The following is a 25,490-nucleotide window of genomic DNA, read 5'->3' on the forward strand; positions in this document are numbered from 1 at the left end:
TAACTGCAAGTGACGTCATGTCTTGCCGTCTGCATATTCAGCGCCGCCCTGGAGGCGGGCGTCATGCACACGTGAACCGACAGACCACGAGGAGCCCCATGTCGCGACCACGGCTGTCCAGGCTGGTTTCCGCCTGCGCCGTCATTTCCGCCCTGACCACCCCACTCATCACGACTCCCGCCGCCGTCGCCCACGACAGCGGGTCGGGGTCACATTCCGTCGACCAGGAGAGCAAGCCCGATACCCGTGACGAGGTCACGGTGGACCAGGCCGAGGCCGCCGTGCTCGGCAAGGAGCACGCGAAGGAGCACGCCGAGACCCGGGCACGGGCCGAGGACCTCGGTGACTACCCGCAGCCGATGCGTACGGCGCGTCTGGAGTCGCTCACCAGGTCGCAGACGGCGCACAACCGCCAGTTCAGCGCTCAGGAGTACGGGCGCTTCAAGGAGTACTTCCCGTCCCCCGACTTCGCCGTGCACGTGGCCCAGTTGCCCACGGGCAAGGTCCTGATGTTCTCCTTCGAGAGGATCGAGACCAACCCGACGAAGGAGACCGCGCCCACCCAGATCATCGGCAAGGAGAACGCGGGCCGGGCCTATGTGTGGGACCCGGCCAAGGGCAGCGGTGCGGACGCGTTCGAGAAGGTCACGCCACCCAGCGTCATGATGCCGGACGGCAAGGACGAACTGCGGCCAGCGCCCTTCTTCTGCGCCGGTCACGCCTTCCTGCCCAACGGGATGCTCGGCGTCTTCGGCGGCAACCTCGGCAGCAACCACGGCGCCGGCGCGAAGCTGTCCCTCGTCTTCAACCCCTGGACCCAGAAGTGGTCACTCAACGAGGAGATGTCCGTGGGGCGCTGGTATCCCAGCGCTGTCACCGGCGCCGACGGGCGGATCCTCATCATGTCCGGCCAGTCCGAGCTCGGCTGGGCAACCCCCACGCCCGTCGTGGAGCGCTTCCCGGCTCTGACCCACGCGGTCCCGGTCAGCAAGACCAATGTCCCCGAGAGCGTGCCCGTGGATGTCTTCGGGGCGGAAGCCCCGTTCAAGCACGACTATCCGCATCTGTTCTCCCTGCGTGACGGCAAGATCTACGGGCTCGGCCGGAACCACGACCAGCAGTGGCGCTTCGACCCGGTCACCGAGACCCGTACGAGCCTGCTCGACCGGCCCGGCACCGCCCTGCGCAGCTACGGCTCGGCCGTGCCGCTGCCGGCCGGTTTCAAGGGCCCCGACTCCGTCCTCGTCCTCGGCGGCGACCGGGACGATCCGAACACGTACCAGCTCGTCGGCGGCCAGTGGAAGACCAAGGAACCCCGGGCCTTCGGCCGTACACAGGACGACACCCTGATCCTGCCCGACGGAACCCTGTTCACCGTCAACGGCGCCTACGACATCCGCGACTACGGCAACGGGCCCTACAACCCCAACGCCGACCTGAAGTACCGGCAGACCGAGATGCGTGACACCGACGGCAACTGGAAGCTCGGGCCCGCCCAACGGCTGCCACGCGGCTACCACTCCAACGCCGTGGTCCTGCCCGACGGCCGGATCATGGTCACCGGCGACGAGGCGCAGCAGATCGCCAACGACCCGGACATCAGCGACGACATGGACGGCTCCATCGAGATCTACGAGCCCGCCTATCTGCACAACGGCGAACGACCCGATCTCACGGCGGTACCCGGGCGCGCGGTCACCTACGACTCCCGGTTCACGGTGCTCACCTCCACCCCCGAGGACGTCACGCGAGCGGTGCTGCTCGCACCCACGACAGCGACCCACGCGGTGAACTTCAGCCAGCGTCACCTCGACGTCCGCATCAAGAGCCGCGGTGACGGCTCCTTGGAGCTGCAGGCCCCACCCTCCGCCAACGCCGCGCCTCCGGGCTACTACATGCTCTTCCTCCTCAACGAGGACGGCGTGCCCAGCACGGCCAAGTTCGTGTCCTTCGGCCCGCCCGCCGCAGGCTGACGACCGGCCGGAAACCGGCGCAGGAAACCCGTACCGAAGAAAACGGACCCCCTAGGGAGTGGAGACAGCATGGCGACAGACCTGGTACTGAGGGCGAGTACCGAAATTCAGGGCGATGTGCTCGCCGGCTTCAAGAAGGACCATGTACAGCTGCTGTTCCTGAAGTTCGACGACGCGACACGGGCCAGGACATGGCTGCGGCGGCTGAAGCCGCGCATCGCCACGACCCGGCAGGTCGCCGCGTTCAACGAGGCGTTCAGCAAGGCCCGCCGCAACTCCGGCGGTGACGATCCCCGTGCCATGAACGCACTGTGGCGCACCATCAGCTTCACCCACTGCGGCCTGCAGACGCTGACGGGGAAGGACCCGTTCCCGGAGGCCAGGGCGGACACGACCCAGCACGCGTTCAAGGAGGGCTCGGCCCTTCGGGCCGGGAAGCTCGGCGACACCGGGGACAACTCCCCGGAGTACTGGCTCTTCGGCGACAGCCGGGCCCAGCCCGTCCACGCGGTGCTCACCATCGCCGCCGACCGGGTGGAGGATCTGCGGGCCGCCCTCGCGGAGGAGCGCCAGGAAGCCGCCACCCACAAGGCGGTGATCATCTTTGAGCAGGACGGCCAGACGCTGCCCGGCGACCGGGCCGGCAAGGAGCACTTCGGCTTCAAGGACGGCGTCAGCGAGCCGGCCGTGGAGGGGTTCGACGAGCCCGACCCGGAGCACCCCGAGTGGAAGAAGGGCAGCCCGGGGACCCGGATCATCCCGGCCGGCGAGTTCGTCGTCGGTGAGCGGACCGTTGACGGCAAGCCCTCCGACCTGCCGGAGTGGGCGAGGAACGGCTCCTTCCACGTGGTGCGCCGACTCGGCCAGGACGTCCCCGGCTGGTGGGCCCAGGTCGGCGCACGGCTGAAGGAGCTGAAGAGCAAGAAGGTGGTACCACCGGAGGCCACCACCGAGTGGCTGGCCGCCCGTCTGGTCGGCCGCTGGCGCTCGGGCACGCCCGTGGCGAAATGCCCGTACGCCGACATGCCCTCCGACCCGGCATCGGCGAACGACAACGAGATCAGCTTCGCCGACGACCCGGAGGGCGAGATCACCCCGCTCTTCTCCCACCTGCGCAAGACCAACCCCCGGGACGGTCTTGTGTTCAAGGAGGGACAGCCGCCCGTCCCGGAGAAGGGGAACCTGGACGGCCGGCGCATCATGCGCCGGGGCATCCCGTACGGGCAGCCGTTCGACCCCGCCGGGTCGAGCCGGCACGGGCCCGACGCGGCTCGCGGTCTGGTGTTCGTCAGCTACCAGTCCGACCTGGTCCGGCAGTTCGAGTTCATCCAGAAGGACTGGATCAACGCGGTCGACTTCCCGTCGCGCAAGCCGTCGGTCGGTGCGGACCCCATGGTCGGTGAGTCGACCGACGTCAGCTTCAAGGGCCAGCAGGTGCGGTTCGAGCAGTTCGTCCGGACCGAGGGAGCCGTGTACGCCTTCGCGCCGTCGCTGTCGACCCTGGACCGGCTGGCCGACGGCAAGCTGTCGGACGACGCCCCCAGGATCAAGGTCCGCGTCGAGGAGAACGGCAACCACACCATCTCCGCCGTCTCGACCTTCCTGCTCATGGACAGCGTCGACGCCGGCAAGGCCAGGCTGGTGCTCCAGGACGACGGGCGGCTCGTCGTCTTCGACGAGGACGAGTCCCCCCGCTGGGCCTCGAACAACCCGGCCACTCCCGATGCCCGCGCGGTCTTCCAGGAAGACGGCAACCTCGTCATCTACACACCGGACAACCAGCCGGTATGGGCGTCCGGAACAGCCGACAACCCGGGCGCCGTACTCGTCGTCCAGGCAGACGGCAACGTAGTGATCTACGACAGCGAGAACGCTCCGATCTGGAGTACCAGGACCCAGCACTGATCCGACCACCGTGGTCCTGTCCTGCTCCCCGGTAGCCGGCCGGCTCCTCGGTGCCGGCCGCATGACGGGTGGCAGGATGCTCTGCCCCGCAGCAGGCACTCACCCCACCGTCACCCGCCCCACCCCACCCCACCTGAACAGCACAAACACATCTGGCCCTCTGCGAACCCGCAGAAGGCCAGACCACGTCCACCACAACAACAAAACCGGTCAAAGCGACAAAGTGTCGCTTTGACTGGTTTCATTTGGTCGATTGACCCTGGTGTCCGAGGGGGGACTTGAACCCCCACGCCCGATAAAGGGCACTAGCACCTCAAGCTAGCGCGTCTGCCATTCCGCCACCCGGACAAGGTGTCTGCCGTTCGCGGTGTGTTTCCCGCGGCGACATGGAAAACAATACCAGGGGTTCGGCGCGCCCTTCACCTGCATATCCGGTGGTCAGTGCGGTGCGGCGTGCCGGTGGGACCTCGGCCTCCCCGGTCCGCGGAGTTCCCGGGGCTACCTTCGCGTCCATGAGTGATCGCGGCTACCGCCGGCCCCGTCCGCTGTCCCCTCTGCGTGAGCATCTGCGTGACACGTTCTGGTTCGCCCCGACCATGGGGTTCGTCTGTGTGTTCGTGCTGTGGTTGGGCGCCACCGAGCTGGACGATGCGATCGTCTCGCTGCTCCGGCGGGAGGAGGCGTACGACGAGCTCGGCCGGCTCATCGCGTTCTCCCAGGACACGAAGACGATCGTCACCACGATCAGCTCGGCGATGATGACGTTCATCGGGGTCGTGTTCAGCATCTCTCTGGTCGCGGTGCAGATGGCCGGCGGGCAGCTGACGCCGCGAGTCGTACGGATCTTCGTCAGGAGCCGGATCACCAAGCTCACGCTGACGGTGTTCCTGGCGACGTTCCTGCTGTCACTGCTCGTGCTCTCCTCGTTCGAGAGCGAGACCGACCCACGCCGGGTGGTCTCGGTCCCGCTGGTACAGAGCCTGCTCATCCTGGTACTGCTCGGGCTGAGTCTGCTGCTCTTCGTCGTCTACGTGAGCGCGACGCTGCGGCTGATGCAGGTGGGGCCGGTCGTCGACAGAATCGCGCGCGACTCGTTCCGGGTGCTGGGCAGGATGCCGAGCGGTCCGCGGGGAGAGGACGGGCCGGGGCCGGAGACCGCGCGGGTCATGCACGAGGGGCGGGCCGGGGTGCTGCGGGACGTGAACACGGCGCGGCTGGTCCGGGCCGCGCGGCGGCAGGACGTCGTGCTGCGGCTCATCCCGCGGATCGGCGACTTCGTGGTGCCGGGGACGCCGGTCCTCGCCGTCCACGGCGGGTCCGTGCCGCCTCGGCACCGGCTCCGGTACACGGTGTCCGTCTCGGTGGAGCGCACCCTGCACCAGGATCTGGCGTTCGGGCTGCGTCAGCTCACGGACATCGCGTTGCGGGCCCTGTCGCCGTCCGTGAACGATCCGACCACCGCCGTGCAGTGCCTGGACCGGACCGTGCAGTTCCTCGCGGCCGTGGCCCACCTGCCGCTCGGTGCCGTCCACCACCGGGACCGGGCCGGGCGGGTGCGCCTCGTGCAGGACGGTCCGGAGTGGGACGACCTGGTCGACCTCGCCTTCGAGGAGATCCGCTGGTGTGTCGCCAGGAGTCCCCAGGTGACGCGCCGGCTCATGGCAGGCCTCGACGACCTGCTGCTTCTCGCCCCCGAGGAACGGAAGAAGTCGCTGGACAGGCATCGTGCGCTGCTCGTCCAGACCGTTGAGCGTACGGTGCCGGTGGCCGCCGACCGCGAGTTCGCCCTGCTTCCGAACCGCCAGGGCATCGGGTAGGGGCCGCAGCGCGGAAGTCGGTGCGGCCCGGGCCCTGCCGTCCGTCCCGCCGGAGCGACTCCGGCGGGACCGGCCGCACCCGTCAGTCGCCGCAGCGGCCCTCGCGCAGGGAGTGCAGGTGCTCGCTCGACTTACGGGCGAAGGCGAGCGACTCGACCGGGTTGTCGTGCTCGGTCTGCCAGTGGTGGTACGTCCGGCCTCGGTGGGTCCGGCTCGTGACCTTGGACAGGAACGTCCTGTAGTCGATGTCCCCGTCGCCGACGTCCGACATGCGGTAGCCGTCGCGCGTCGTGTCGTCGCGGACGCCGTCCTTGACGTGGAACAGCGGGTAGCGGTCAGGGTGCTTCAGGACGTACTGCAGCGGGTCGAGCGGGGCCGGGCTGCCGTCCACGCGCCTGCTGAAGCGGAACTGGGCGCAGAACGCCCAGTAGATGTCCATCTCCAGGTGGACGAGGTCCGGGTCGGTCTCTTCGAGCAGCACGTCGTAGAGGCGTACGCGCGGCTTGTCGGTCGCGAAGGAGAATTCCTCGGCGTGGTTGTGCTGGTAGAACTTCATGCCGCGTTTGCGGGCGGCCGCCCCGTAGACGTTGAACTCCTCCGCGACCCGCTTCCAGCCGTCCACCGTGGAGCCGTACCGGAACGGGCCGGAGGGCGTGCCGATGTGCTTGAGGCCGAGGGCCTGGGCGTCGTCAAGGACCTTCTCCAGGTTCTGGGCGAAGGTGTAGGCGCCGGGGTTGTTGTCGTCGTAATAGCCGACGTGGCTGCCGATCGGGTTGAGTCCGTGGTCGCGGGCCAGCCGCTTGAGCTGGGCCAGGGTGATGGCGCCGGCCGAGCCCTGGGTGTAGCCCGCGAACTCGATCTCGTCGTAGCCGTACTTCTCCAGTTCGGTGAAGACGGGGCCGAAGCCGAGTGTGGAGACCTGGTCGCGGAGACTGTAGAGCTGGATGCCGAGGCGGCCGGGGGGCAGGACGGGCCTGCCCTTGCCATGCCCGTGCCCGTGACCCTTGCCATGCCCGTGGCCGTAGCTCTGGTCATGTCCCCGGCCGTGGCCCTGGCCGTGGTCACGGCTGTCGGCCTGGGCGCTCGCCTCGCCGGTGATCGTGGCGGCGGTGGCTCCGGCGGCGACACCGAGGATATTGCGGCGGCTCAGTCTGCGGGCGAGTTCGGTGTCCTTGGAGGTGCGGCTCATGTTGGCGTGTACTCCCTTGCTGACCTGACGGGGTGAGTGGTGCGGTGCCGAGTACGCGAGGAGTGTCAGTGCAGTCCGGCAAGCTTGAGGAGCAGGGACTTGACTTCGGTGGCCCTGACCCGGTCGGTGAACGCGTGGGGGGTGGAGCAGAGGATGAGCGGACCTTCGTCGTCGCTCTCGGGGAGGCGGCCGTGGCTGCCGCGAATAGGTGAGGGGTCCAGGGGGACGACCGCCATGCGGTAGCGCAGGCCGAGCTTCTTGCGGGCGACCGCCGAGACGGCCTTGACCCGGACGTAGGGGTCCCGGGGATCCATGAAGAGCTCGACGGGGTCGTAGCCGGGCTTGCGGTGGATCTCGACGAGCTGGGCGAAGTCGGGGGCGCGTGCGTCGTCGAGCCAGTAGTAGTACGTGAACCAGGCGTCCTTCTCCGCGACGGCGACCAGTTCGCCGGAGCGGGGGTGGTCCAGGTGGTTCGCCTTCTTGCCCTCGTCGTCGAGGAGCTGTTCGATTCCGGGCAGCTCCGCGAGGGCCGCCCGGGTCGCCTCCAGGTTCTCGGGACGGCGTACGTAGATGTGGGCGAGCTGGTGGTCGGCTACGGCGAAGGCCCGGGAGGTCATCGCGTCCAGGTATTCCATGCCGTCCTGGGTGTGGACCTCCAGCAGGCCCGCCCGGCGCAGTGCGCGGTTGATGTCGATCGGCCGGTCGACGCGGGTGATGCCGTATTCGGAGAGCGCGACGACGGTACGTCCTTCGGCACGGGCGTCCGCCAGCAGCGGGGCCACGGCCCGGTCCAGGTCGGTGGCGGCCCGGTGCGAGCGGGGGTCGTCGGGGCCGTAGCGCTGGAGGTCGTAGTCGAGGTGCGGCAGATAGCAGAGGGCGAGGTCGGGGGTGCGGGTGGCGATGATGTGCCGGGTGGCGTCGATGATCCACCGGGAGGAGACGAGGTCGGCGCCGGGGCCCCAGAAGTGGAAGAGGGGGAACGTGCCGAGTCTGTCGGTCAGTTCGTCGTGGAGCGCGGGGGGCCTGGTGTAGCAGTCGGGTTCCTTGCGGCCGTCGGCGTAGTAGACGGGGCGCGGGGTGACCGTCCAGTCGGTGTCGGCGCCCATCGCGTACCACCAGCAGATGTTGGCGACGGTGTAGCCCGGGTGGGCGCGGCGGGCCGCGTCCCAGAGCTTGTCGCCCTCGACGAGCCCGTTGTGCTGGCGCCACAGCAGGACCGCGCCGAGCTCGCGGAAGTACCAGCCGTTGGCGACGATGCCGTGTTCGGCGGGCGTCGTGCCGGTGAGGAAGGTCGACTGGGCGGCGCAGGTGACGGCCGGCAGGACGGTCGAGAGCGGTGCCCGCGCACCCTGCTCCCCCATGGCCCGGAGGTTCGGCATGTGGGCCAGGAGCTGCGGGGTGAGGCCGACCACGTCGAGGACCAGGAGAGGGGTGGGACCGGGGGCGGCTCCGTCGGTCATGGCAGTTCCTTGAGGCCGAGGTCGACCAGGAGGTCGCGGGCGAGGGTGAGTTCGGCGGCGATGCCGTCGGCGAGCCGGCCGCGGGTACGGGGACGCAGCTCGGCGGGCAGCGCCTGCCAGGTGTACGTCTCCACCTCCAGGTGCCGGGTCAGGGGCGCGGGTCCGCCGACGAGGCGGGCGAGCGTGTCGCGGAGCACCGGCAGGGTCGAGGTCAGCGGGGGCGCCGGGGGTGCGTGCAGCGGTACGTGGAAGTGCGCGCGCCAGGGCGTGCTGTCCGGGAGCGCCCGGCCGGTGAGGGCCTCGTCCAGGTCGTCGGTGCCGCGCAGCCCGGCGGCGGGTGGCCCCTCCCCTGCCCGGGTCTGTTCGAGAGCTCGGGGAAGCGTGCGCGTCTGGTGCAGGAAGCGTGGTTCGGCGAACGCGGAGAGGGCGGTGCGGACCTCGGGCAGGTGGGGGTGCTCGGCGTGCAGGGCGGCGGAGAGCTGGGACTTGACGACACGGATGCCGGCGGCGGCCAGGGCGTCGAGTGCGGTGGCGGGGTCCTCGAAGGAGGTGGCGAGGTGGCAGGTGTCGACGCAGATGCCGATGCGGTCGTGACCGATGCCGGTGAGCGGGGCGATGGCGTCGGCGGTGGTCTCCACCGTGCAGCCCGGTTCCGGTTCGAGGCCGACGCGGATGGACTTGCCGGTCAGTTCGGCCAGTGCGTCGAGGCGCTGGGCGAGTGTGGTGAAGGCGGCGCGGGCGGTGCGGGCGGCCGCGGGGTCGCCGTCGTAGGGGGTGCGCCAGGCGAGCGGCAGGGTGGAGATGCTCCCCTCGGTGACGTCGTCCGGGAGCAGGGCGGCCAGCAGCCGGGCGAGGTCGGTGGTGTGGGTGAGGCGGTCGGGTTCGGTCCAGTCCGGCCGGTAGACCCGGTATTTGACCTCTTCGGTGCCGAACCCTTCGTACGGGAAGCCGTTGAGGGTGACCACTTCGAGGCCGCGGCTGTCGAGCTCGGCGCGCAGGGCGCGGAGTTCGGCGGGGTCGTCGGTCAGGGCGCGGGCGGCGTCCCGGGCGAGCCAGAGGCCGATGCCGAGCCGGTCCCGGCCGAGTCGGCGGCGTACGGGTTCGCAGTGGTCGCGGAGCTGGGCGCGGACTCCGTCCAGGGTTTCGGCGGGGTGGACGTTGGTGCAGTAGGCGAGGTGGACGGTGGAGCCGTCCGGGTGGCGGAAGCGCATGGCCTCACTCCCCGCCGCGCAGGATGGAGTTGCCCTCGTGGAGCGGCCGGCGCAGATCGGGTGCCGGGGTGTCGAGCTGGAGGCGGCCGCTCTGTCCGTAGAAGGTGACGGGGTTGCGCCACAGGACCTCATCGACGTCGTCCTCGGTGAAGCCGGCCTTCAGCATGGCGTCGGCGACCTTGCGGGTCTTGAGGGGGTCGCTCCTGCCCCAGTCGGCGGCCGAGTTGACGAGGATCTTCTCGGTGCCGTGGTTCCGGAGGATGGTGACCATCCGGTCCTCGTCCATCTTGGTGTCCGGGTAGATGGAGAATCCGGCCCAGCAGCCGCTGTCAGTGGCGGCCTCTACGGTTGTCTCATTGAGGTGGTCGAGCAGGACGTGCTCCGGGGGGAGGTCCGATTCGCGGATGACGTCGATCGTGCGGTGCAGACCGGAGAGCTTGTCGCGGTGCGGGGTGTGGACGAGGGCGGGCAGCCCGTGGTCGGCGGCGAGCTGGAGCTGTGCGGCCAGCGCGTGGTCCTCGGCCGGGGTCATGGAGTCGTAGCCGATCTCGCCGACGGCGACGACGGAGTCCTTGACGAGGTAGCGGGGCAGTGCGTCCAGGACGGGGGTGCAGCGGGGGTCGTTCGCCTCTTTGGGGTTGAGGGCGAGTGTGCAGTGGTGGGCGATGCCGTACTGGGAGGCGCGGAAGGGCTCCCAGCCGAGGAGTGCGTCGAAGTAGTCGAAGAAGCTGGCGGGCGAGGTACGGGGCTGGCCGAGCCAGAAGGAGGGCTCGACGAGCGCGCGGACGCCCGCGTCGTGCATCGCCCGGTAGTCGTCAGTGGTGCGGGAGGTCATGTGGATGTGGGGGTCGAAGATGCGCATCAGGACTCCTCCGTGGGGGCGGGCGCTGCGGGAGCCGCGGTCGGCCTCGGCGGGGCCTGGTGGGTGCCATCGCCGACCGGGGCGGTGAGGGCGAGGACCGTGCGCAGGTCTTCGGGGACCGTGCGGCCCGCCGCCGTGCGTTCGGCGGCGAAGTCGTCGAGCATCCGGGCGAGTTCGGCGTCACCTCCGGCCCGGTCGCCGAGCCGGGCGACGGCCGCCACCGGCACCTCGGTGAACAGGCACTTCAGTACGGCGTGCCGCCAGGCGTGCGGGCCCAGATGATCGGCGGCGTAGGGGCCGACGGCCGCGGCGACCAGCCGGGTGTCGCTGGTGCGCAGGGCGTCCTCGACGAGCGGGAGGGCGGTGTCGCCGAGGCCGAGGCGATGCAGGGTGAGCAGGACGGCGCGGCGTTCGGCGGCGGTGCCCTGTTCGTAGAGCCGGGTGACGGAGGGCAGTGAGGCGCGGGCCTCGACGAGCAGGAGGGAGCGTACGGAGTCGGCGTGCTCCGGTCCGCAGTGCCGGCCGGCGGCGGCGTAGCGCAGCTCCCACGGCGGGGAGGTGTACGGGCCGGTGGCCTCCGGACCGGGGGCGTCGGGCGCGACTTGTGTGCGGACCGCGTCGTGGGCGGCTTCGGCGAGGGCCTCGTCGAGCCAGGCGCGGGCGGCCCCGTCGAGTTCGGCGTCGAGTTCCTTGCGGGACTTCAGCACGGGGCGGCTCCCTCGGTCGTGGCACCGCGTGTCATGGCGTCGTGCAGGAAGTCGATCGACGTACGGGCCAGCTCGGGGCCCGCGTGGGAGTGGCGGGGCAGTTCGACGACGGTGAGGCCCCGGTAGTCCGAGGCTGCCAGGGCGGCGAGCACGGGCGGGAAGTCGATCTCCCCGTCACCGAACGGGAGGTGTTCGTGGACGCCGCGCCGCATGTCCTCGATCTGGACGTGCCGGAGCCAGGGGGCGGAGTCCTTGACGCACGCCACGGGCGATGCCTCCTCCAGGCACTGGCAGTGGCCGATGTCGAGGGTGAGGCCGAGCGGTCCCGGGTCGCCGAGGAGGGCGCGCAGGTGGTGGAAGTCGGCGAGGGTGGCGAGGAGGTGACCGGGTTCGGGCTCGATGGCGAGAGGAATCCCTGACCGGTCGGCGGCTTCGAGGACGGGGGCGATCGCTTCGGTGAACCGTTTCCACGCGGTGTCGGCCGGGGTGCCGGGCGGGGTGATGCTGCTGAAGCAGTGGACGGCGTGCGCACCGAGTTCGGCGGCCACGTCGACGGCGCGGACGAGCAGCGCGGTGCGGGCGGCGCGGGCGTCGGGGTCCGGGTCGAGGAGGGAAGGGCCGTGCTTGCGGCGCGGGTCGAGGACATAGCGGGCGCCGGTCTCCACGGTGACCCGGAGGCCGAGGGAGGTGAGCCTGCGGCGGACCTGGCGGGTGCGCTCGGTGAGGTCCGGGGCCATGGGGTCCAGGTGCATGTGGTCGAGGGTCAGGCCGACGCCCTCGTAGCCGAGGTCGGCGAGCAGGCGGAGGGCGTCGTCGAGGCGGAGGTCGGTGAGCCCGTTGGTGCCGTATCCGAGGTGGAGGGTCATGTGAGGCTCACCTTCCGGGCGAGGCTGCGGGCGAGGGGGACGAGCCCCATGCCGGCGAGACCGGTGACGGGCGCCCCGGCGCGGACGGCGAGCGCGGCCTGGAGCGGGATCATGGCCCGGATGCCCCCGCCGACCGCCCGCTGGGTCAGCGGCGGGGACGGGTTCAGTGCGGCATGCAGGAGGGGAGGCCCGGCGGTACGGAGATAAGCGCCGGTGAGCGTGATGAGGAGGAGACGGGTGGGGCCGGTGGTCCACCCCGGACGGCCCGTGCCGCGGGAGCCCCCGGGCTGCGGACTCGCTGCGGCGTCGGCGGCCCGCCTGCTACGGCCCGCCTCCTGCAACACCGCGCCAAGAACGGCAACCCGTCCAGGGAGACCTGGCTCCTGCGAACTCGCTCCGACGACGGTGGCCCGCCTGCTATGGCCTGTGTCCCGCAGCCCCGCGCCAAGAACGGCAACCCATCCGGGGAGACCTGGCTCCGGCGGCCTCGCTCCGACGGCGGCTGCCCTCCTGTCAAAGCCTGCCTCCTGCGCACGCGCTCCGAGGCCGATCACCCGTCCGAGGCGGCCCGCCTCCACCGTCCTCGCGCCGGGAACGGCGTCCCGGCCGGAACTGCTTGTATGCCACAGCCCTGCCCCGGCATGGGCCGTGGTCGCCCCGGAGTGCTCCGGGGCCCGTCCCCGGAACTCCCCCAGCACCGCTGCCGCGAGTGCCGTCGTCGTGGCCAGCACCGCGAGCGGGGTGCCGGTGGAACCGCCCTGTGCCTCGTGGCGCGACACGGCGGTGACGCCGTAGGTGTGGGCCCCGAGCACCAGGGCGGCCGGCAGCGCGGGCAGGCATGCGGTCAGGCCGCCGAGCGCCGGAGCCGATGTCGCCGTACCGCGTGCCGGAGCCGGGATCGCTCCTACCGGTATCCCCCTTGCCGGCAGTGCTCCTGTTGCCGGTAGCGCTCCTGCCGGGGCCGCCCCTCCCGCAACGTTGCCGGGTCGGCCTCCGCCGCCCGGCGTACCGGGCGGCGCCACCGTCCCCACTCCCACTCCCACTCCTGCCGCCGTCGCCGTCGCCGTCGCGCCCAGCAGCACGTCCAGGGAGCGGGCCGCGGCCATGGCCGCCGGGCCCGCCTCTGTGTGCTTCAGGCGGAGGTCGTAGGCCCAGACCGTGGCGGCCAGGCCCGTGGCGACGGCCAGCGCGGGGCGGCCGGCCCTGGCCGCCAGGGCGAGGCCCGCTGCGGTCAGTACTCCGGACGCCCCCAGGGCCGCCGCCGGGCTGATGCGGCCCGAGGGGATCGGGCGGTGCGGGCGGTCGACGGCGTCCTCGTCGCGGTCGGCCCAGTCGTTGAGGGCCATCCCGGCTTCGTACAGGCACAGCGACGCGCCGATCGCCAGTGCGGTGCCCCGGCCGGGCCGCCGGCCCACCGCCGCCGCGCCCGCCAGGGCGTCCCCGGGCACGGAGAACAGGGCGGAGACGCGCAGCAGTTCCGCCCAGGCCCGCAGGCGCTCCCGGGGCGTGCCCTCATCGGCACTCCCATCTGCACCCGGGTCGGAGCCCCGGTCGCAACCCCCGTCTGCACCCAGCTCGGAGACCCCGTCTTCACCCCGGTCGGAGCCCCCATCGGTGCCCCGGCCGGCGCCCGCGTCCGGTCGGCCCTCGCCCACGGCGTCCGCGCCCCGTTCCCAGCTCCGGCCCGTGGGGGGCGGTCCGGGCCTGTCCGGTGCGGGCGCAGTCCCACCCGCACCGGACAGGCTGTCATCGGTCACGGCGGCCGGCCCGCCGTGTGCGGAACCGTTCCGCCGCCCGGCCGTGAGCTCCGACAGGGCCGCCACGAGCGCGGCCGGGAAGGCACGTCGCCGCCTCATGCCTGGCCCCGCAGCCGCTCGGCGAAGGAGAGCAAGGCCGTGTACTGCTCGGCGAGTGCCGCCGATGTGCCGCCGTCCGGGTCCTTGAAGTAGAAGCCGAGCTCCGGCAGGGGGCCGCTGATCCCGGCCTCGTGGGCGCGGGCGAGCAGCCGTGCCAGGTCCAGGACCAGCGGGGCCGCGAGCGCCGAGTCGCAGCCCTGCCAGATGGTCTGGAGGATCATGCGGGAGCCGAGGAAACCGTCGAAGGCGATGTGGTCCCAGGCGGTCTTCCAGTCCCCCATCGCGGGCACGTCGTCGATGTGCACCTCGCCCTCGGGGGCCGCGCCGAAGGTGTCGGCCAGGACGCGTTCCTTGCCGGCGTTCTTGGCGGCGGCGGCCGCCGGATCGGCCAGCGCGGCTCCGTCCCCGCCGCCCAGCAGGTTCGACCCGGACCACGCCCGTACGGCGAGGGCGCGCTGGAGGAACATCGGGGCGAGTACGGAACGGAGCAGCGTCTGGCCGGTCTTGCCGTCGCGTCCGGCATGGGGAAGTCCGCAGGAGGCGACGGTGTCGGTGAGCGCGGGGGTGCGCAGGCCGGTGGAGGGGGTGAAGTTGGCGTAGGCGCAGCCGGCCCGCAGGGCTGCGGCCGCGTAGAGCGAGCTGGCGGGCAGCCGGGTGTCGTCGGGGCCGGGCGCGGGTTCGGTGGAGGCGACGTTGACGACGACGGTGCGGGCCAGGCCGTGGCGGTGGGCGAAGTCGGTGAGGTCGGCGGTGAACGCGGCGATGAGTTCCCGGTCGCTGCGGGTGTCGCCGGGTAGCGGTCCGCCGCGGCGGATCTCGGCGTCGGCTGCGTCGAGTTCGGCGCGTACGGCGGAGGGAAGTCCGTGTGGCAGCACACCGCCGTCGGCCAGCGCCTCGGCCCGCTTGGACAGCGGGCAGTCGAGGGTGTCGTGGCCACCGAAGACCAGGCTGGTCAGGGCGGGCAGGCCGCTGTCGGCGAAGGGGGGCGTCTCGGTGACCATGCCGGTCGGCGGGTGCAGGCCCGCGGCGATGGCCGCGCAGCCCGCGGTGGCGGTGGTCGCCACGGAGCCGCGTGCTCCGATGAGCCAGACGCCGGTACGGCTCGCGGCGCCCGCGAGGCCGGGAGCCCCCGAGGGGCTCGGGGCGTCGATGCGGCCCGGGGCATCGGTCCGGCCCGGGGTATCCGTTCGGCCCGGGGTATCCGTTCGGCCTTCACGATCGGCGTGTGCGGTCACGGGCTGCCTCCCTGGGGGATGTCGGGGTGGAGGAGGTCGGGCGGGGGAAGTGTGAGTGCTTCCCCCGCCCGACGTCGGCAGAGGCGGTCGCCCTACTGCGAGGGCAGCTCCCTCAGTTGGATGTTGCGGAAGGACACCTGGTCGTCGGGGCCGTGGTTCTGGAGGCCGATGTAGCCGTCCTTCAGGCTGCGGGCCGGGTCGGTGTTGGTGAAGTCGTTGATCTTCGCTCCGTTGAGGAAGACCTGCAGACGTTCGCCCCGGACCTTGATCTCGTAGCTGTTCCACTGGCCCGGCGGTCGCAGTACGCGGTCACGGGCTTTGATGTTGGCGGACTTGAACCCGTAGACGGAGCCCGTGGTGCGGTCGGCCGCGTCGGTCGCGTCGATCTGGATCTCGTACCCGTTGTTGACCGCGGACCAGGGGTCGTCGGACTCCGGGAAGCCCACGAAGATACCGGAGTTGTCGTCGCCGGCCATCTTCCAGTCGAGCTTCAGTGAGTACGCGTTCAGTTCCTTGGCCCGGTAGGTGAGCAGGCCCATGCCGCCCTCGGAGTGCAGGGCGCCGTCACTGATGGAGAACGCCCCCGGGCCCGCCTGCTTCCACCCCTCCTGTGTCTTGCCGTTGAAGATGGGCCGGTAGCCCTTGTCCGGCTTGCAGTCGGCCTTGACCTGACCGGTGGCGTAGCGCAGACCGCCCAGCAGGTGGCCGCGGAAGTCCGGCTCGGCGTAGGACTCCTTGGTGTGGCCGAGGCCGGTGCAGAAGGAGCGGCCGCCCTCGTAGGTCTGGCACCAGGAGATCGGGTGATCGCCCTTCATGTTCCCGCCGGTGTAGGTGGTCTCGTCGAGTGTGGCGAGAACCTTGGCCTTGCCCCGGGGGTTGGTGGCGTAGTTGTACCACTCGTCCGTGCGCTCCCACTCCTCGCCCAGGTGGGCGGTCGCGGGGTGGTCGTGGTTCTCGATGCGGACGGTGGCGGGCTGGATCTGCGGATGGGAGTCGAAGTAGGCGCCGACGAGGCCGCCGTAGAACTCCCAGTCGTACTCGGTGTCGGCGGCGGCGTGGATGCCGACGTAACCGCCGCCGGTCGCCACGTAGTTCTCGAACGCCTGCTGCTGCTCGGCGTCGAGGACGTCACCGGTGGTGGAGAGGAAGGCGACGGCGTCGTAACGGGCCAGGTTGCTGGTGGTGAACTGGGCGGCGGACTCGGTGGAGTCGACCGTGATGTTGGTGTCCTTGCCGATCTCCTTCAGGGCCTCGATGCCCGTGGGGATGGAGTCGTGGCGGAAGCCGGCGGTCTTGGATAAGACCAGGACGCGCTTGGCGGTCTTGTCGACCGGGGTGTCGGACAGTTCGAAGTCGTCGACGTCGTAGAGCGCTCCGTCGCCGCCCTTGAAGACCAGGAAGAGTTCCGTCTGCTTCTTGGGCACGCCGCGCAGCGGGATGTCGATGTCCTGGAAGGTGTCCCAGCTGCCGGTCACCGGGACGGGTCCGGAGCCGAGGATCTTGCCGTTGGGTGAGCCGGTGCGCACTTCGAGGAAGCCACCGGAGCCGGCCGAGGAGATGCGGGCGGTGAGCTTGGTGGTGGCGCCGAGGACGTAGGTGTCGAAGGAGATCCAGTCGTCGTTGTGGATGTCGCCGACGGTCTTCCCGCCGTGCGCGCTCGCCTTGTCGAAGGTGGCGACGCCGAAGGAGTCGTCGAAGTGCTCGGCCTGCCGGTGCTTGGGCTGCAGCCGGGATGCGTCCCTGCCGGTCAGCTTGGCCTGGCCGCCACCGCCGTTGTCGGTGTACGAGGCCGAAATGCCGCCGTAGATATTGGCGTTGGGGTCATGGCCGCCTTCCATGGCGGTCTTGATGGTGCCCTCGCAGCCGTGTTCGGTGGTGATGTCGTGGCCGTGACTGTCGTGACCCAGGGTGAACTTGACCTCGACCTCGGTGCAGTCGATCGCCCCGTCCTCCGGGTCGCCGACCTTCACCTTGAACGGTACGGAGTCACCGAACTCGAAGAGCTGCCCGTCCTTGGGGAGCACCAGCTCCACGGTCGGGGCGGTGTTGCCGACGGTCACGTGGACGCTCGCCGAGCCGGTGCGGCCGGTCGGGTCCTCGGCGGTGAGCGTGGCGGTGTAGGTGCCGTTCTTCCTGTACCTGTACGTCGGGTTGGCGGCGGTGGAGGTGCCGCCGTCCCCGAAGTCCCAGGAGTAGGTCAGGACGTCGCCGTCACTGTCGGACGTTCCGGCGGAGGAGAACTTCACCTTCAGGGGTGCGGTGCCGGAGGTCTTGTCGGCCGAGGCCTCGGCGACGGGTGAGCGGCCTCCGGTGGCGTTCTCGATGCGGTAGAGCGCGGAGTTCTCGTCGCCGCCGAACCAGGCGAGTCCGTAGTCGAGGACGTACAGCGCCCCGTCCGGGCCGAAGGCCATGTCCATCACCTGCGTACCGGACCACGGCACGTCGTTGATGGACTGGACGCCTCCGTCGGCGTCCTGCTCGATGCGCTTGATCCACCGGCGGCCGAACTCACCGGCGAAGAAGTCACCGTCGTAGGCCTGGGGGAACTTCACCGGGGAGTCCAGGTCCGCGTCGTAGCGGTAGACGGGTCCGCCCATCGGGGACTCGGAGCCGGTGCCGAACTCGGGCACGGAGCCCCCGTCGTACGGAATCCACGCGGCCTCGGCCGGCGGCAGGTCGACGAGTCCGGTGTTGTGCGGCGACTCGTTCTTCGGGGCGGCGCAGTCGAAGGCGGCGCCCGGCTCCTCGGTGGCGAAGTCGTAGTCGACGTAGGGCTCGTTGTCGCCGACGCAGAAGGGCCAGCCGAAGTTGGCGGCCTTCGTCACGCGGGCGAACTCGACCTTCCCGGCGGGTCCGCGCTGGGGGTCGGCCGCGCCCGCGTCGGGGCCGTAGTCGCCGACGTACACGACACCGGTGGCCTGGTCGACGGAGAACCGGAAGGGGTTGCGGAAGCCCATCGCGTAGATCTCGGGGCGCGTCCTGTCCGTCCCGGGAGCGAAGAGGTTTCCGTCGGGGACGGTGTACGAGCCGTCCTCGGCGACCTTGATGCGAAGGATCTTGCCGCGCAGGTCGTTGGTGTTGCCCGAGGTGCGGCGGGCGTCGAACGCCGGGTTGCGGTCCGGACGTTCGTCGATCGGGGTGTAGCCGTCGGAGGCGAAGGGGTTGGTGTCGTCCCCGGTGGAGAGGTAGAGGTTGCCGTCGGCGTCGAAGTCGATGTCCCCGCCGACGTGGCAGCACGTGCCGCGCGAGGTGGCGACGTCCAGGACCTTCTTCTCGCTGGCCGTGTCGAGGGTGCCGTCCTCGTCGAGGACGAAGCGGGAGAGCCGGTTGACGCCCTCGAACTTCGCGAAGTCGGCGGCGGTGCCGGTCTCGGGGGCGTCGCCCGCGGGGGTGTCCATCGGGGGTGCGTAGAAGAGGTAGATCGCCCGGTTCTCGGCGAAGTCCGGGTCGACGCCGACGCCTTGGAGACCTTCCTCGTCGTGCGTGTACACGGGGAGGGTGCCGGAGATCCGGGTGTTGCCGGCACTGTCGGTGATCCGCAGCTCGCCGCCGCGCGAGGTGTGCAGCACGCTGCGGTCGGGAAGGACGGCGAGCGACATGGGCTCGCCTGTCTCCTCGACGCCCTTGGCGAGGGTGACTTGCTGGAAGTCCTCCGCCACGGGCTCCTCGTGCCCTGGGTGATCCGGGTGGGCGGCGGCTCCGGGGGCGGAGCCGAGGGTCAGGGTCGCGGCGGCGAGAAGGCCGCCGGTGAACAGCGCGAGCGTCGTACGGACGCGGGTCCTGGCCAGGAGCCGCTTTCTGGTTCTGTGCACGTAGGTCCTCCGGAGAGTGCCGGTTGTACGGGCGGGTGTAACCGTGCCGTGCCGCGCGGGGACTGCCGCGCGTGCGTCACCGGGGCCGGGAGCGACCCCGGGGACGCAAGTCATGTCGTGTACACGTCATGGACGGTAGACCTGTTCGTCCTGGACGGAAAGCCCCTGCGCAGCAGGCGGGTCGGACTTCTGCTTCCGCCAGGACAAAGGAGATTCCGGGCAGGGCGGGGCAGCCCCGGGGGCTGGGGCCCGTCGTGCGGGTACGCCCCCGGGAGCCCGGCAGGCCGTGCTAAGGGCTGTCCCGTCATCCCTGGTGGATCAGCGCGCGGCGTCAGATGCGGTGCATCGCAAGGCGGAGGGACGTCCGCATACCGGATGTATTCGGGCGTTCCGACAACGCGGCGAGGTGCCGTAGCTGTCGTCGTGCGCCCGCCAGGGATGACGGACAGCCCTTAGTCGCCGCCGCCGAAGGCCGCGTCGAAGGAGGCCGACGGCGGGTCGAAGTCGAACCGCTTGAGGCTGGCAAGCGCTTCCGGGGCGCCGGTCAGCCGGTCCATGCCGGCGTCCTCCCATTCCACGGAGACCGGGCCCTCGTAGCCGATGGACCGGAGCATCCGGAAGACGTCCTCCCAGGGCACGTCGCCGTGCCCGGCGGAGACGAAGTCCCAGCCGCGCCGGGGGTCGCCCCAGGGCAGATGCGAGCCGAGGCGGCCGTTGCGGCCGTCGAGGCGTTTGCGGGCCTCCTTGCAGTCCACGTGGTAGATCCGGTCGCGGAAGTCGTAGAGGAAACCGACCGGGTCGAGGTCCTGCCAGACGAAGTGGCTCGGGTCGAAGTTCAGCCCGAACGCGGGCCGGTGGTCCACCGCCTGGAGGGCGCGCTCGGTGGTCCAGTAGTCGTACGCGATCTCACTCGGGTGCACTTCGTGGGCGAAGCGCACCCCCTCCGCGTCGAAGACGTCCAGGATCGGGTTCCACCGCTCGGCGAAGTCCTCGTAACCCCGCTCGATCATGTGCGGCGGGACGGGCGGGAACATCGCGACGAGATGCCAGATCGAGGAGCCGGTGAACCCGATGACCGTGTCCACCCCGAAGGCGGCGGCGGCCCGGCCCGTGTCCGCGATCTCGGCGGCGGCCCGCCGCCGTACGCCCTCGGGCTCGCCGTCGCCCCAGATGCGGGCGGGCAGGATGCCCCGGTGGCGTTCGTCGATCGGGTTGTCGCAAACGGCCTGGCCCACCAGGTGGTTGGAGATGGCGAAGCACTTCAGCCCGTATGCGTCCAGCAGTTGGTGCCTGGTGGCCAGATAGCCGGGGTCCTTCAGCGCCTTGTCGACCTCGAAATGGTCTCCCCAGCAGGCGAGTTCGAGCCCGTCGTAGCCGAAGTCCCGGGCGTGGCGGCAGACCTCCTCCAGCGGGAGATCGGCCCACTGGCCGGTGAAGAGTGTGAAGGGGCGGGGCATGGGCGGCAGCCTCCTAGGACGAGGTCGGAACCGGGGTGTGGACGGAGTTCGTGGCAGCGCTCTCCTCGACGGCGGCGAGCACCCGCTGCACCTGGAGTCCGTCCGCGAACGAGGGCCGGGGCGCGGTGCCGTCGGCGATCATGCGGACCACGTCGCGGGCCTGGTGGACGAAGGTGTGCTCGTAGCCGAGGGCGTGGCCCGGGGGCCACCAGGCCTCCAGGTAGGGGTGCTCGGGTTCGGTGACCAGGATGCGCCGGAAGCCTGCGGTGGCGGCGGGTTCGGTGTGGTCGTGGAAGGACAGTTCGTTGAGCCGCTCCAGGTCGAAGGCGAGCGAGCCCGACTCCCCGTTGATCTCCAGACGCAGGGCGTTCTTGCGCCCCGCCGCCATCCGGGTCACCTCGAAGGAGGCCAGTGCGCCGGAGGCGAGGCGGCCGGTGAAGACCGCCGCGTCGTCGACACTCACCTCGCCCCGCTCCACCGTGTCGGCGCTGCCGAAGAGCCCGGCCGACGCTCCGGCGGGCAGGGGCCTCTCCCGTACGAAGGTCTCGGACATGGCGGACACCCCGGTGAGCAGCTCGCCCGACAGGTACTGGGCGAGGTCGACGATGTGCGCTCCGAGGTCCCCGAGCGCACCGGATCCGGCGTGTTCGCGCTTGAGCCGCCAGGTGAGCGGGGAGGCCGGGTCCACCAGCCAGTCCTGGAGGTAGGTGGCCCGCACATGACGCAGGGGGCCGAGCCGGCCCTCGGCGATGAGCTGCCGGGCGTAGGAGATCGCGGGCACCTTGCGGTAGTTGAAGCCCACGATCGCCATCTGCCCCCGGGTGGCGGCAGCTTCGGCGGCGCGGACCATCGCCTCCGCCTCGGCGACGGTGTTGGCGAGCGGCTTCTCGCACAGCACGTGCTTGCCCGCCTCCAGGGCGGCGATGGCGATCTTCGCGTGGCTGTCGCCAGGGGTGCAGATGTCGATCAGCCGGACGTCGTCCCGGGCGATCAGGGCCCGCCAGTCGGTCTCCGCCGCGGCCCAGCCGTGCCGGGCGGCCGCGGCGTCGACCGCCGCACGGTCGCGTCCGCAGATCGCGGCGAGAGCGGGCCGCAGGGGCAGGTCGAAGACGTGTCCGGCGGTGCGCCACCCCTGGGAGTGGGCGGCGCCCATGAACGCGTATCCGACCATGCCGACCCCGAGCGTTCCCGGCGGCTGCCGCGGCGACGGTGCTGGGGCCTGCGTTTCCGTCTCTTGACTACGGGCCATGCGGACTTCCTCCTCATCGGTGTGCGGTAACGGGCCGGGGGACGCGCTCGCGCAACCCCCCGATGTTCCTGGTCAGTTGAAGCCCGTCGGCAGGTACTGGTCGATGTTGTCCTTCGTCACGACCGCGGAGTACAGGGTCAGGGAGGTCGGGATCTCCAGCTCGGAGAGGCCGCCGATGCCCTTGCTCTGGCCCAGTGCCCGCGCCAGGTCGATCGCGGACGCGGCCATCGTCGGCGGGTAGAGGACGGTCGCCTTGATGACCGAGTCGTCGGCCTTGATGGCGTCCATCGCGGACTTGGCGCCGGCGCCGCCGACCATGACGAACTCGTCGCGGCCCGCCTGCTGGATGGCACGGAGCGCACCGACGCCCTGGTCGTCGTCGTGGTTCCACAGGGCGTCGAACCGCTTCTGCGCCTGAAGGAGTTGCGCCATCTTCGCCTGTCCCGACTCGACGGTGAAGTCGGCCGCCTGACGGGCCACCAGCTTGATGTTGGAGTAGTTCTTGAGGGCGTCGGCGAAGCCCTCGCTGCGCTGCTTGGTCAGCTCCAGGTTGTCGATGCCGGCGAGCTCGACGACCTTGGCGTCCGGCTTGTCCTTGAGCTGCTCGCCGATGTAGTGCCCGGCGTTGAGACCCATGCCGTAGTTGTCGCCGCCGACCCAGCAGCGGTACGCCTGCGGAGAGGCGAAGATACGGTCCAGGTTGACGACGGGGATGCCCGCCTTCATGGCCTCCAGGCCGACCTGGGTGAGCGCCTTGCCGTCGGCGGGGAGGATGACGAGGACGTCGACCTTCTTGTTGATGAGGGTCTTGACCTGGCCGATCTGGGTGGCGGTGTCGTTGGAACCCTCGGTGATCTCCAGGGTGACGTCGGAATACGTCTTGGCCCGGGACGTGGCGTTCACGTTGATCGCGTTGAGCCAGCCGTGGTCGGCCTGCGGTCCGGCGAAGCCGATGGTGACGGCCTTGCCCGGCTTGTCGTCGGCGGGGGCGCCGGTGCCGGCGGGCTCGGTCTTCTTGGGCTCGTTGCTGGTGCAGGCGGTGAGGAGCGCGCCCGCGGAGACGGCGGCGGTGGTGAACAGCAGCCCTCTGCGGCTGGTTTCCGGCATGACGGTCTGACCCTTCGTCCAGGGGGTGTACGAGGTAGGGGTGCGGGAGGTGCTACGAGGTACGGGCGGGGGGGGTGCTCAGGTGCAGGGGGTTCGGGGGCGACCGGGGTGCTCAGGACTCCCCGCCGCGCAGGGTGCGGCGCTGGACGAGTACGGCGGCGACGATGATGGCGCCCTTGGCGATCTGCTGGACGTCGCTCTGGAGGTTGTTGAGGGCGAAGATGTTGGTGATCGTGGTGAAGATCAGGACGCCGAGCACGGAGCCGACGATGGTGCCCCGGCCGCCGCTGAGCAGGGTCCCGCCGATGATCACGGCGGCGATGGCGTCGAGCTCGTACAGGTTGCCGTTGGTGTTCTGGCCGGAGCCCGCGAGCACGATCAGCATGAAGGCGGCGATGCCGCAGCACAGCCCGGACAGCAGATAGAGGTACAGGCGCTGGCGGCGGACGTCGATCCCGGCGAGCCGGGCGGCCTCCGCGTTGCCGCCGACGGCGACCGTTCGGCGGCCGAAGGTGGTCCGGTTGAGGACCAGCCAGCCGGCGACGGTGACCACGGCGAACATGATGACCAGTGGCGGAATGCCGAGGACGTAGGAGTCGGGCAGGCCGAGGTCCAGGACCGCGTCCACGGTGACGATCTGGGTCTTGCCGTCGGTGATCTGGAGGGCGAGTCCGCGGGCCGAGGCGAGCATGGCCAGCGTCGCGATGAAGGCGACCATCCCGCCGTACGCGATGAGGACGCCGTTCACGAGTCCGGCGGCGAGGCCGACGATCACCGCGGTGAACGCGATGCCCGCGAAGCCGTACTCCTGGGTGGCCAGGGTCGTCGCCCACACCGAGGCGAGGGCGACCATCGCACCGACGGAGAGGTCGATGCCGCCGCTGATGATGACGAAGGTCATGCCGACGGTGACGACACCGATGACGGAGGCCTGGGTCAGGATCAGCTGGAGGTTCCCGGTGTCCAGGAAGGCGTCCGGTTCGGTGACGCCGCCGACCAGGATCAGGGCGGCGAGGACGCCGAGCAGGGACAGGATCCGGACGTCGAACCGCAGACCGGGGGCCGGCCCGCCGCCGCCCGGCTTCGAGGGCGGCGCACCGGAGGGGCCGGTGAGGGGCCCCTTGTCCGGCCCGTTGTGCCGCGCCGACGGGGCGGGCTGTGTCATGGCGTCGGGCTCCCTTCCATCACGAGGTCGAGCACGCGGTGCTCGTCGAGCTCCTGGGCGGGGGCCGTGTGGACCACTTCGCCCTCGCGGAGGACCAGCACCCGGTCGGCGAGGCCCAGGACTTCGGGCAGTTCGCTGGAGACGAGCAGCACGGCGAGGCCTTCGTCGGCCAGCCGGCGGATCACGGCGTACAGCTCGGCGCGCGCGCCGACGTCGACGCCACGGGTGGGTTCGTCCAGCAACAGGACCCGGCAGCCGCGCAGCAGCCAACGGGCGAGGACGGCCTTCTGCTGGTTGCCGCCGGAGAGGGTGCGGACGGCGGCGTCCGGGTTGTCGGGCCGCATCTGCAGCTCGCGGGTGGCGCCACGCGCGGCCTTCCGCTCCCGGCCCCGGTCGATCCAGCCGATCCGGGCGAAGCGGGAGAGGGCGGAGACGGAGACGTTACGGGTGACCGATTCGGTCATCAGCAGGGCCTGCGCCTTGCGTTCCTCGGGGGCGAGGCCGATGCCCGCGGCGACGGCGGCGCGGACGCTGCCGGGGCGGAGCTGCCGGCCGGCGACGGTGACGGTCCCCGTGCTCGCCTTGCGGGCGCCGTAGATCGTCTCCAGGATCTCCGAGCGGCCCGAGCCGACCAGTCCGGCCAGACCGACGATCTCGCCGGGCCGCAGTTCGAGGTCGACAGGAGCGAACTCGCCTCTGCGGGACAGCCCTTGGACCCGGAGTACGGGTTCCGCGGTGGCGGAGGCCGGTTCCTCCGGGCGCGGCGGGAAGACATGGGCGACGTCCCGGCCGGTCATCATGGCAACGATGTCGCGAGTGGGCGTGCCGTCGGCGGGCAGCCCGACGGCGACGGTCCGGCCGTCCTTGATGACGGTGACCCGGTCGCCGATGCGGCGGATCTCCTCCAGGCGGTGCGAGATGTAGATGACGGCGACTCCGTCGGCGGTGAGGCTCCCGACGATCCGGAAGAGGTTGTCGACCTCGTCGGGGTCGAGGGCGGCGGAGGGCTCGTCCATCACGATGAGCCGGACGTCGTGGGAGAGCGCCCGCGCCATGGAGACGATCTGCTGCTGGGCGGCGGAGAGATCGCCGACCTGCCGGGCGGGATCGATCTCCGGGTGCCCGAGGCGGGCGAGGAGCGCCTCGGCCAGGAGACGCCCCTCCCTCGTACGGACGATGAAGCCCGCGCTGGTCGGCTCGTGTCCGAGGAAGACGTTCTCGGCGACCGAAAGGCCTTCGACCAGGTCGAGTTCCTGGTAGATGGTGGCAACGCCCAGGCGCATGGCCGCGATCGGCGACTTGAGCTGGACGGTTTCGCCGCGCCAGGTGATCTCGCCGCTGTCGGGCTGGTGCGCTCCGGCGAGCACCTTGATGAGGGTGGACTTGCCCGCACCGTTCTGGCCGAGGAGGCAGTGGACCTCGCCTGCCTGGACTTCCAGGTCGACGCCGTCGAGGGCGCGGACGCCCGGGAAGAGCTTGGTGATGCCGGACATGGTGAGCAGGGGTGGTTCTGGTGCCATGACGAATCCCCTCGGCGAATGGGGTCTCCCCTGCTCGGACGGTGCCGAGGGGCCGGGGAGGGCCGGTGAGCGGACAGGGCGCGGGGCTGGAGGTGCCGT

General features: G+C 70.9%; 17 protein-coding genes and 1 tRNA gene. 3 read left to right on the plus strand and 15 right to left on the minus strand.

What is annotated here, in order from left to right:
• The first annotated feature begins 98 nt into the window (after positions 1-98).
• Positions 99-1,973: a galactose oxidase-like domain-containing protein gene (locus ACGF2Y_RS25800; RefSeq protein ID WP_392951866.1), complete on the plus strand. Its 1,875-nt coding sequence runs from the start codon at positions 99-101 to the stop codon at positions 1,971-1,973.
• Between the two features lie 69 nt (positions 1,974-2,042).
• A complete protein-coding gene (locus ACGF2Y_RS25805) occupies positions 2,043-3,878 on the plus strand; it encodes a Dyp-type peroxidase (protein ID WP_392951870.1) in 1,836 nt (611 codons plus the stop codon).
• A 260-nt stretch (positions 3,879-4,138) separates the two neighbouring features.
• On the opposite strand, the gene ACGF2Y_RS25810 is transcribed toward ACGF2Y_RS25805, so the two are convergent.
• Positions 4,139-4,226: transfer RNA gene (locus tag ACGF2Y_RS25810), tRNA-Leu, on the minus strand.
• A 164-nt stretch (positions 4,227-4,390) separates the two neighbouring features.
• Here ACGF2Y_RS25810 and ACGF2Y_RS25815 point away from each other — a divergent pair.
• Positions 4,391-5,695 carry a DUF2254 domain-containing protein gene (locus ACGF2Y_RS25815; protein WP_392951873.1) on the plus strand — a complete coding sequence of 435 codons (1,305 nt, stop codon included), beginning with the start codon at positions 4,391-4,393 and terminating at the stop codon, positions 5,693-5,695.
• Between the two features lie 82 nt (positions 5,696-5,777).
• Here the strand turns inward: ACGF2Y_RS25815 and ACGF2Y_RS25820 are convergent, their stop codons facing one another.
• The 14 genes from ACGF2Y_RS25820 to ACGF2Y_RS25885 all read right to left on the minus strand — a co-directional run bounded on the left by ACGF2Y_RS25820 (position 5,778) and on the right by ACGF2Y_RS25885 (position 25,391).
• Positions 5,778-6,884, minus strand: coding sequence for a sugar phosphate isomerase/epimerase family protein (locus tag ACGF2Y_RS25820; protein WP_392951876.1), 1,107 nt, complete (start codon positions 6,882-6,884; stop codon positions 5,778-5,780).
• 65 nt (positions 6,885-6,949) lie between these two features.
• The gene (locus tag ACGF2Y_RS25825; protein ID WP_392951878.1) at positions 6,950-8,344 is read right to left on the minus strand and encodes an alkaline phosphatase family protein; all 1,395 of its coding nucleotides are present in this window, start codon (positions 8,342-8,344) and stop codon (positions 6,950-6,952) included.
• Complete coding sequence (eboE, locus tag ACGF2Y_RS25830) at positions 8,341-9,555, minus strand: metabolite traffic protein EboE (protein ID WP_392951879.1); 1,215 nt, start codon at positions 9,553-9,555, stop codon at positions 8,341-8,343. The genes ACGF2Y_RS25825 and eboE overlap by 4 nt, the downstream gene beginning before the upstream one ends.
• Positions 9,556-9,559: 4 nt before the next feature.
• Positions 9,560-10,417, minus strand: coding sequence for a TatD family hydrolase (locus ACGF2Y_RS25835; RefSeq protein WP_392951882.1), 858 nt, complete (start codon positions 10,415-10,417; stop codon positions 9,560-9,562).
• A complete protein-coding gene (locus tag ACGF2Y_RS25840) occupies positions 10,417-11,124 on the minus strand; it encodes an EboA domain-containing protein (RefSeq protein WP_392951884.1) in 708 nt (235 codons plus the stop codon). The genes ACGF2Y_RS25835 and ACGF2Y_RS25840 overlap by 1 nt, the downstream gene beginning before the upstream one ends.
• Positions 11,118-11,990 carry a sugar phosphate isomerase/epimerase family protein gene (locus ACGF2Y_RS25845; RefSeq protein WP_392951886.1) on the minus strand — a complete coding sequence of 291 codons (873 nt, stop codon included), beginning with the start codon at positions 11,988-11,990 and terminating at the stop codon, positions 11,118-11,120. The genes ACGF2Y_RS25840 and ACGF2Y_RS25845 overlap by 7 nt, the downstream gene beginning before the upstream one ends.
• The gene (locus ACGF2Y_RS25850; RefSeq protein WP_392951888.1) at positions 11,987-13,645 is read right to left on the minus strand and encodes an SCO3242 family prenyltransferase; all 1,659 of its coding nucleotides are present in this window, start codon (positions 13,643-13,645) and stop codon (positions 11,987-11,989) included. Before ACGF2Y_RS25850 ends, ACGF2Y_RS25845 begins: the two co-directional genes overlap by 4 nt.
• A 197-nt stretch (positions 13,646-13,842) precedes the next feature.
• Entirely contained in the window at positions 13,843-14,997 is a 1,155-nt protein-coding gene (locus ACGF2Y_RS25855; protein WP_392951960.1) for an inositol-3-phosphate synthase, read from the minus strand.
• 176 nt (positions 14,998-15,173) lie between these two features.
• Positions 15,174-18,893 carry a ThuA domain-containing protein gene (locus ACGF2Y_RS25860; protein ID WP_392951891.1) on the minus strand — a complete coding sequence of 1,240 codons (3,720 nt, stop codon included), beginning with the start codon at positions 18,891-18,893 and terminating at the stop codon, positions 15,174-15,176.
• Between the two features lie 452 nt (positions 18,894-19,345).
• Positions 19,346-20,350, minus strand: coding sequence for a sugar phosphate isomerase/epimerase family protein (locus ACGF2Y_RS25865; RefSeq protein ID WP_392951893.1), 1,005 nt, complete (start codon positions 20,348-20,350; stop codon positions 19,346-19,348).
• Between the two features lie 13 nt (positions 20,351-20,363).
• Positions 20,364-21,599 carry a Gfo/Idh/MocA family protein gene (locus tag ACGF2Y_RS25870; RefSeq protein ID WP_392951895.1) on the minus strand — a complete coding sequence of 412 codons (1,236 nt, stop codon included), beginning with the start codon at positions 21,597-21,599 and terminating at the stop codon, positions 20,364-20,366.
• A gap of 72 nt (positions 21,600-21,671) precedes the next feature.
• Positions 21,672-22,706 carry a substrate-binding domain-containing protein gene (locus tag ACGF2Y_RS25875; protein ID WP_392951898.1) on the minus strand — a complete coding sequence of 345 codons (1,035 nt, stop codon included), beginning with the start codon at positions 22,704-22,706 and terminating at the stop codon, positions 21,672-21,674.
• A gap of 112 nt (positions 22,707-22,818) precedes the next feature.
• Complete coding sequence (locus ACGF2Y_RS25880) at positions 22,819-23,871, minus strand: ABC transporter permease (protein ID WP_392951901.1); 1,053 nt, start codon at positions 23,869-23,871, stop codon at positions 22,819-22,821.
• On the minus strand, positions 23,868-25,391 hold the full coding sequence (locus ACGF2Y_RS25885; RefSeq protein WP_392951904.1) for a sugar ABC transporter ATP-binding protein: 1,524 nt from the start codon (positions 25,389-25,391) through the stop codon (positions 23,868-23,870). The genes ACGF2Y_RS25880 and ACGF2Y_RS25885 overlap by 4 nt, the downstream gene beginning before the upstream one ends.
• Between the last annotated feature and the right edge of the window lie 99 nt (positions 25,392-25,490).

The organism is Streptomyces sp. NPDC048142 (genome assembly GCF_043202835.1).
Classification (GTDB): domain Bacteria; phylum Actinomycetota; class Actinomycetes; order Streptomycetales; family Streptomycetaceae; genus Streptomyces.

Bases quoted from the DNA above. Each gene is read 5' to 3' on its own strand.
- ACGF2Y_RS25800 (WP_392951866.1), top strand. From the start codon at position 99: ATGTCGCGACCACGGCTGTCCAGGCTGGTTTCCGCCTGCGCCGTCATT.
- ACGF2Y_RS25805 (WP_392951870.1), top strand. From the start codon at position 2,043: ATGGCGACAGACCTGGTACTGAGGGCGAGTACCGAAATTCAGGGCGAT.
- ACGF2Y_RS25815 (WP_392951873.1), top strand. From the start codon at position 4,391: ATGAGTGATCGCGGCTACCGCCGGCCCCGTCCGCTGTCCCCTCTGCGT.
- ACGF2Y_RS25820 (WP_392951876.1), bottom strand. From the start codon at position 6,884: ATGAGCCGCACCTCCAAGGACACCGAACTCGCCCGCAGACTGAGCCGC.
- ACGF2Y_RS25825 (WP_392951878.1), bottom strand. From the start codon at position 8,344: ATGACCGACGGAGCCGCCCCCGGTCCCACCCCTCTCCTGGTCCTCGAC.
- eboE (WP_392951879.1), bottom strand. From the start codon at position 9,555: ATGCGCTTCCGCCACCCGGACGGCTCCACCGTCCACCTCGCCTACTGC.
- ACGF2Y_RS25835 (WP_392951882.1), bottom strand. From the start codon at position 10,417: ATGCGCATCTTCGACCCCCACATCCACATGACCTCCCGCACCACTGAC.
- ACGF2Y_RS25845 (WP_392951886.1), bottom strand. From the start codon at position 11,990: ATGACCCTCCACCTCGGATACGGCACCAACGGGCTCACCGACCTCCGC.
- ACGF2Y_RS25865 (WP_392951893.1), bottom strand. From the start codon at position 20,350: ATGCCCCGCCCCTTCACACTCTTCACCGGCCAGTGGGCCGATCTCCCG.
- ACGF2Y_RS25870 (WP_392951895.1), bottom strand. From the start codon at position 21,599: ATGGCCCGTAGTCAAGAGACGGAAACGCAGGCCCCAGCACCGTCGCCG.
- ACGF2Y_RS25875 (WP_392951898.1), bottom strand. From the start codon at position 22,706: ATGCCGGAAACCAGCCGCAGAGGGCTGCTGTTCACCACCGCCGCCGTC.
- ACGF2Y_RS25880 (WP_392951901.1), bottom strand. From the start codon at position 23,871: ATGACACAGCCCGCCCCGTCGGCGCGGCACAACGGGCCGGACAAGGGG.
- ACGF2Y_RS25885 (WP_392951904.1), bottom strand. From the start codon at position 25,391: ATGGCACCAGAACCACCCCTGCTCACCATGTCCGGCATCACCAAGCTC.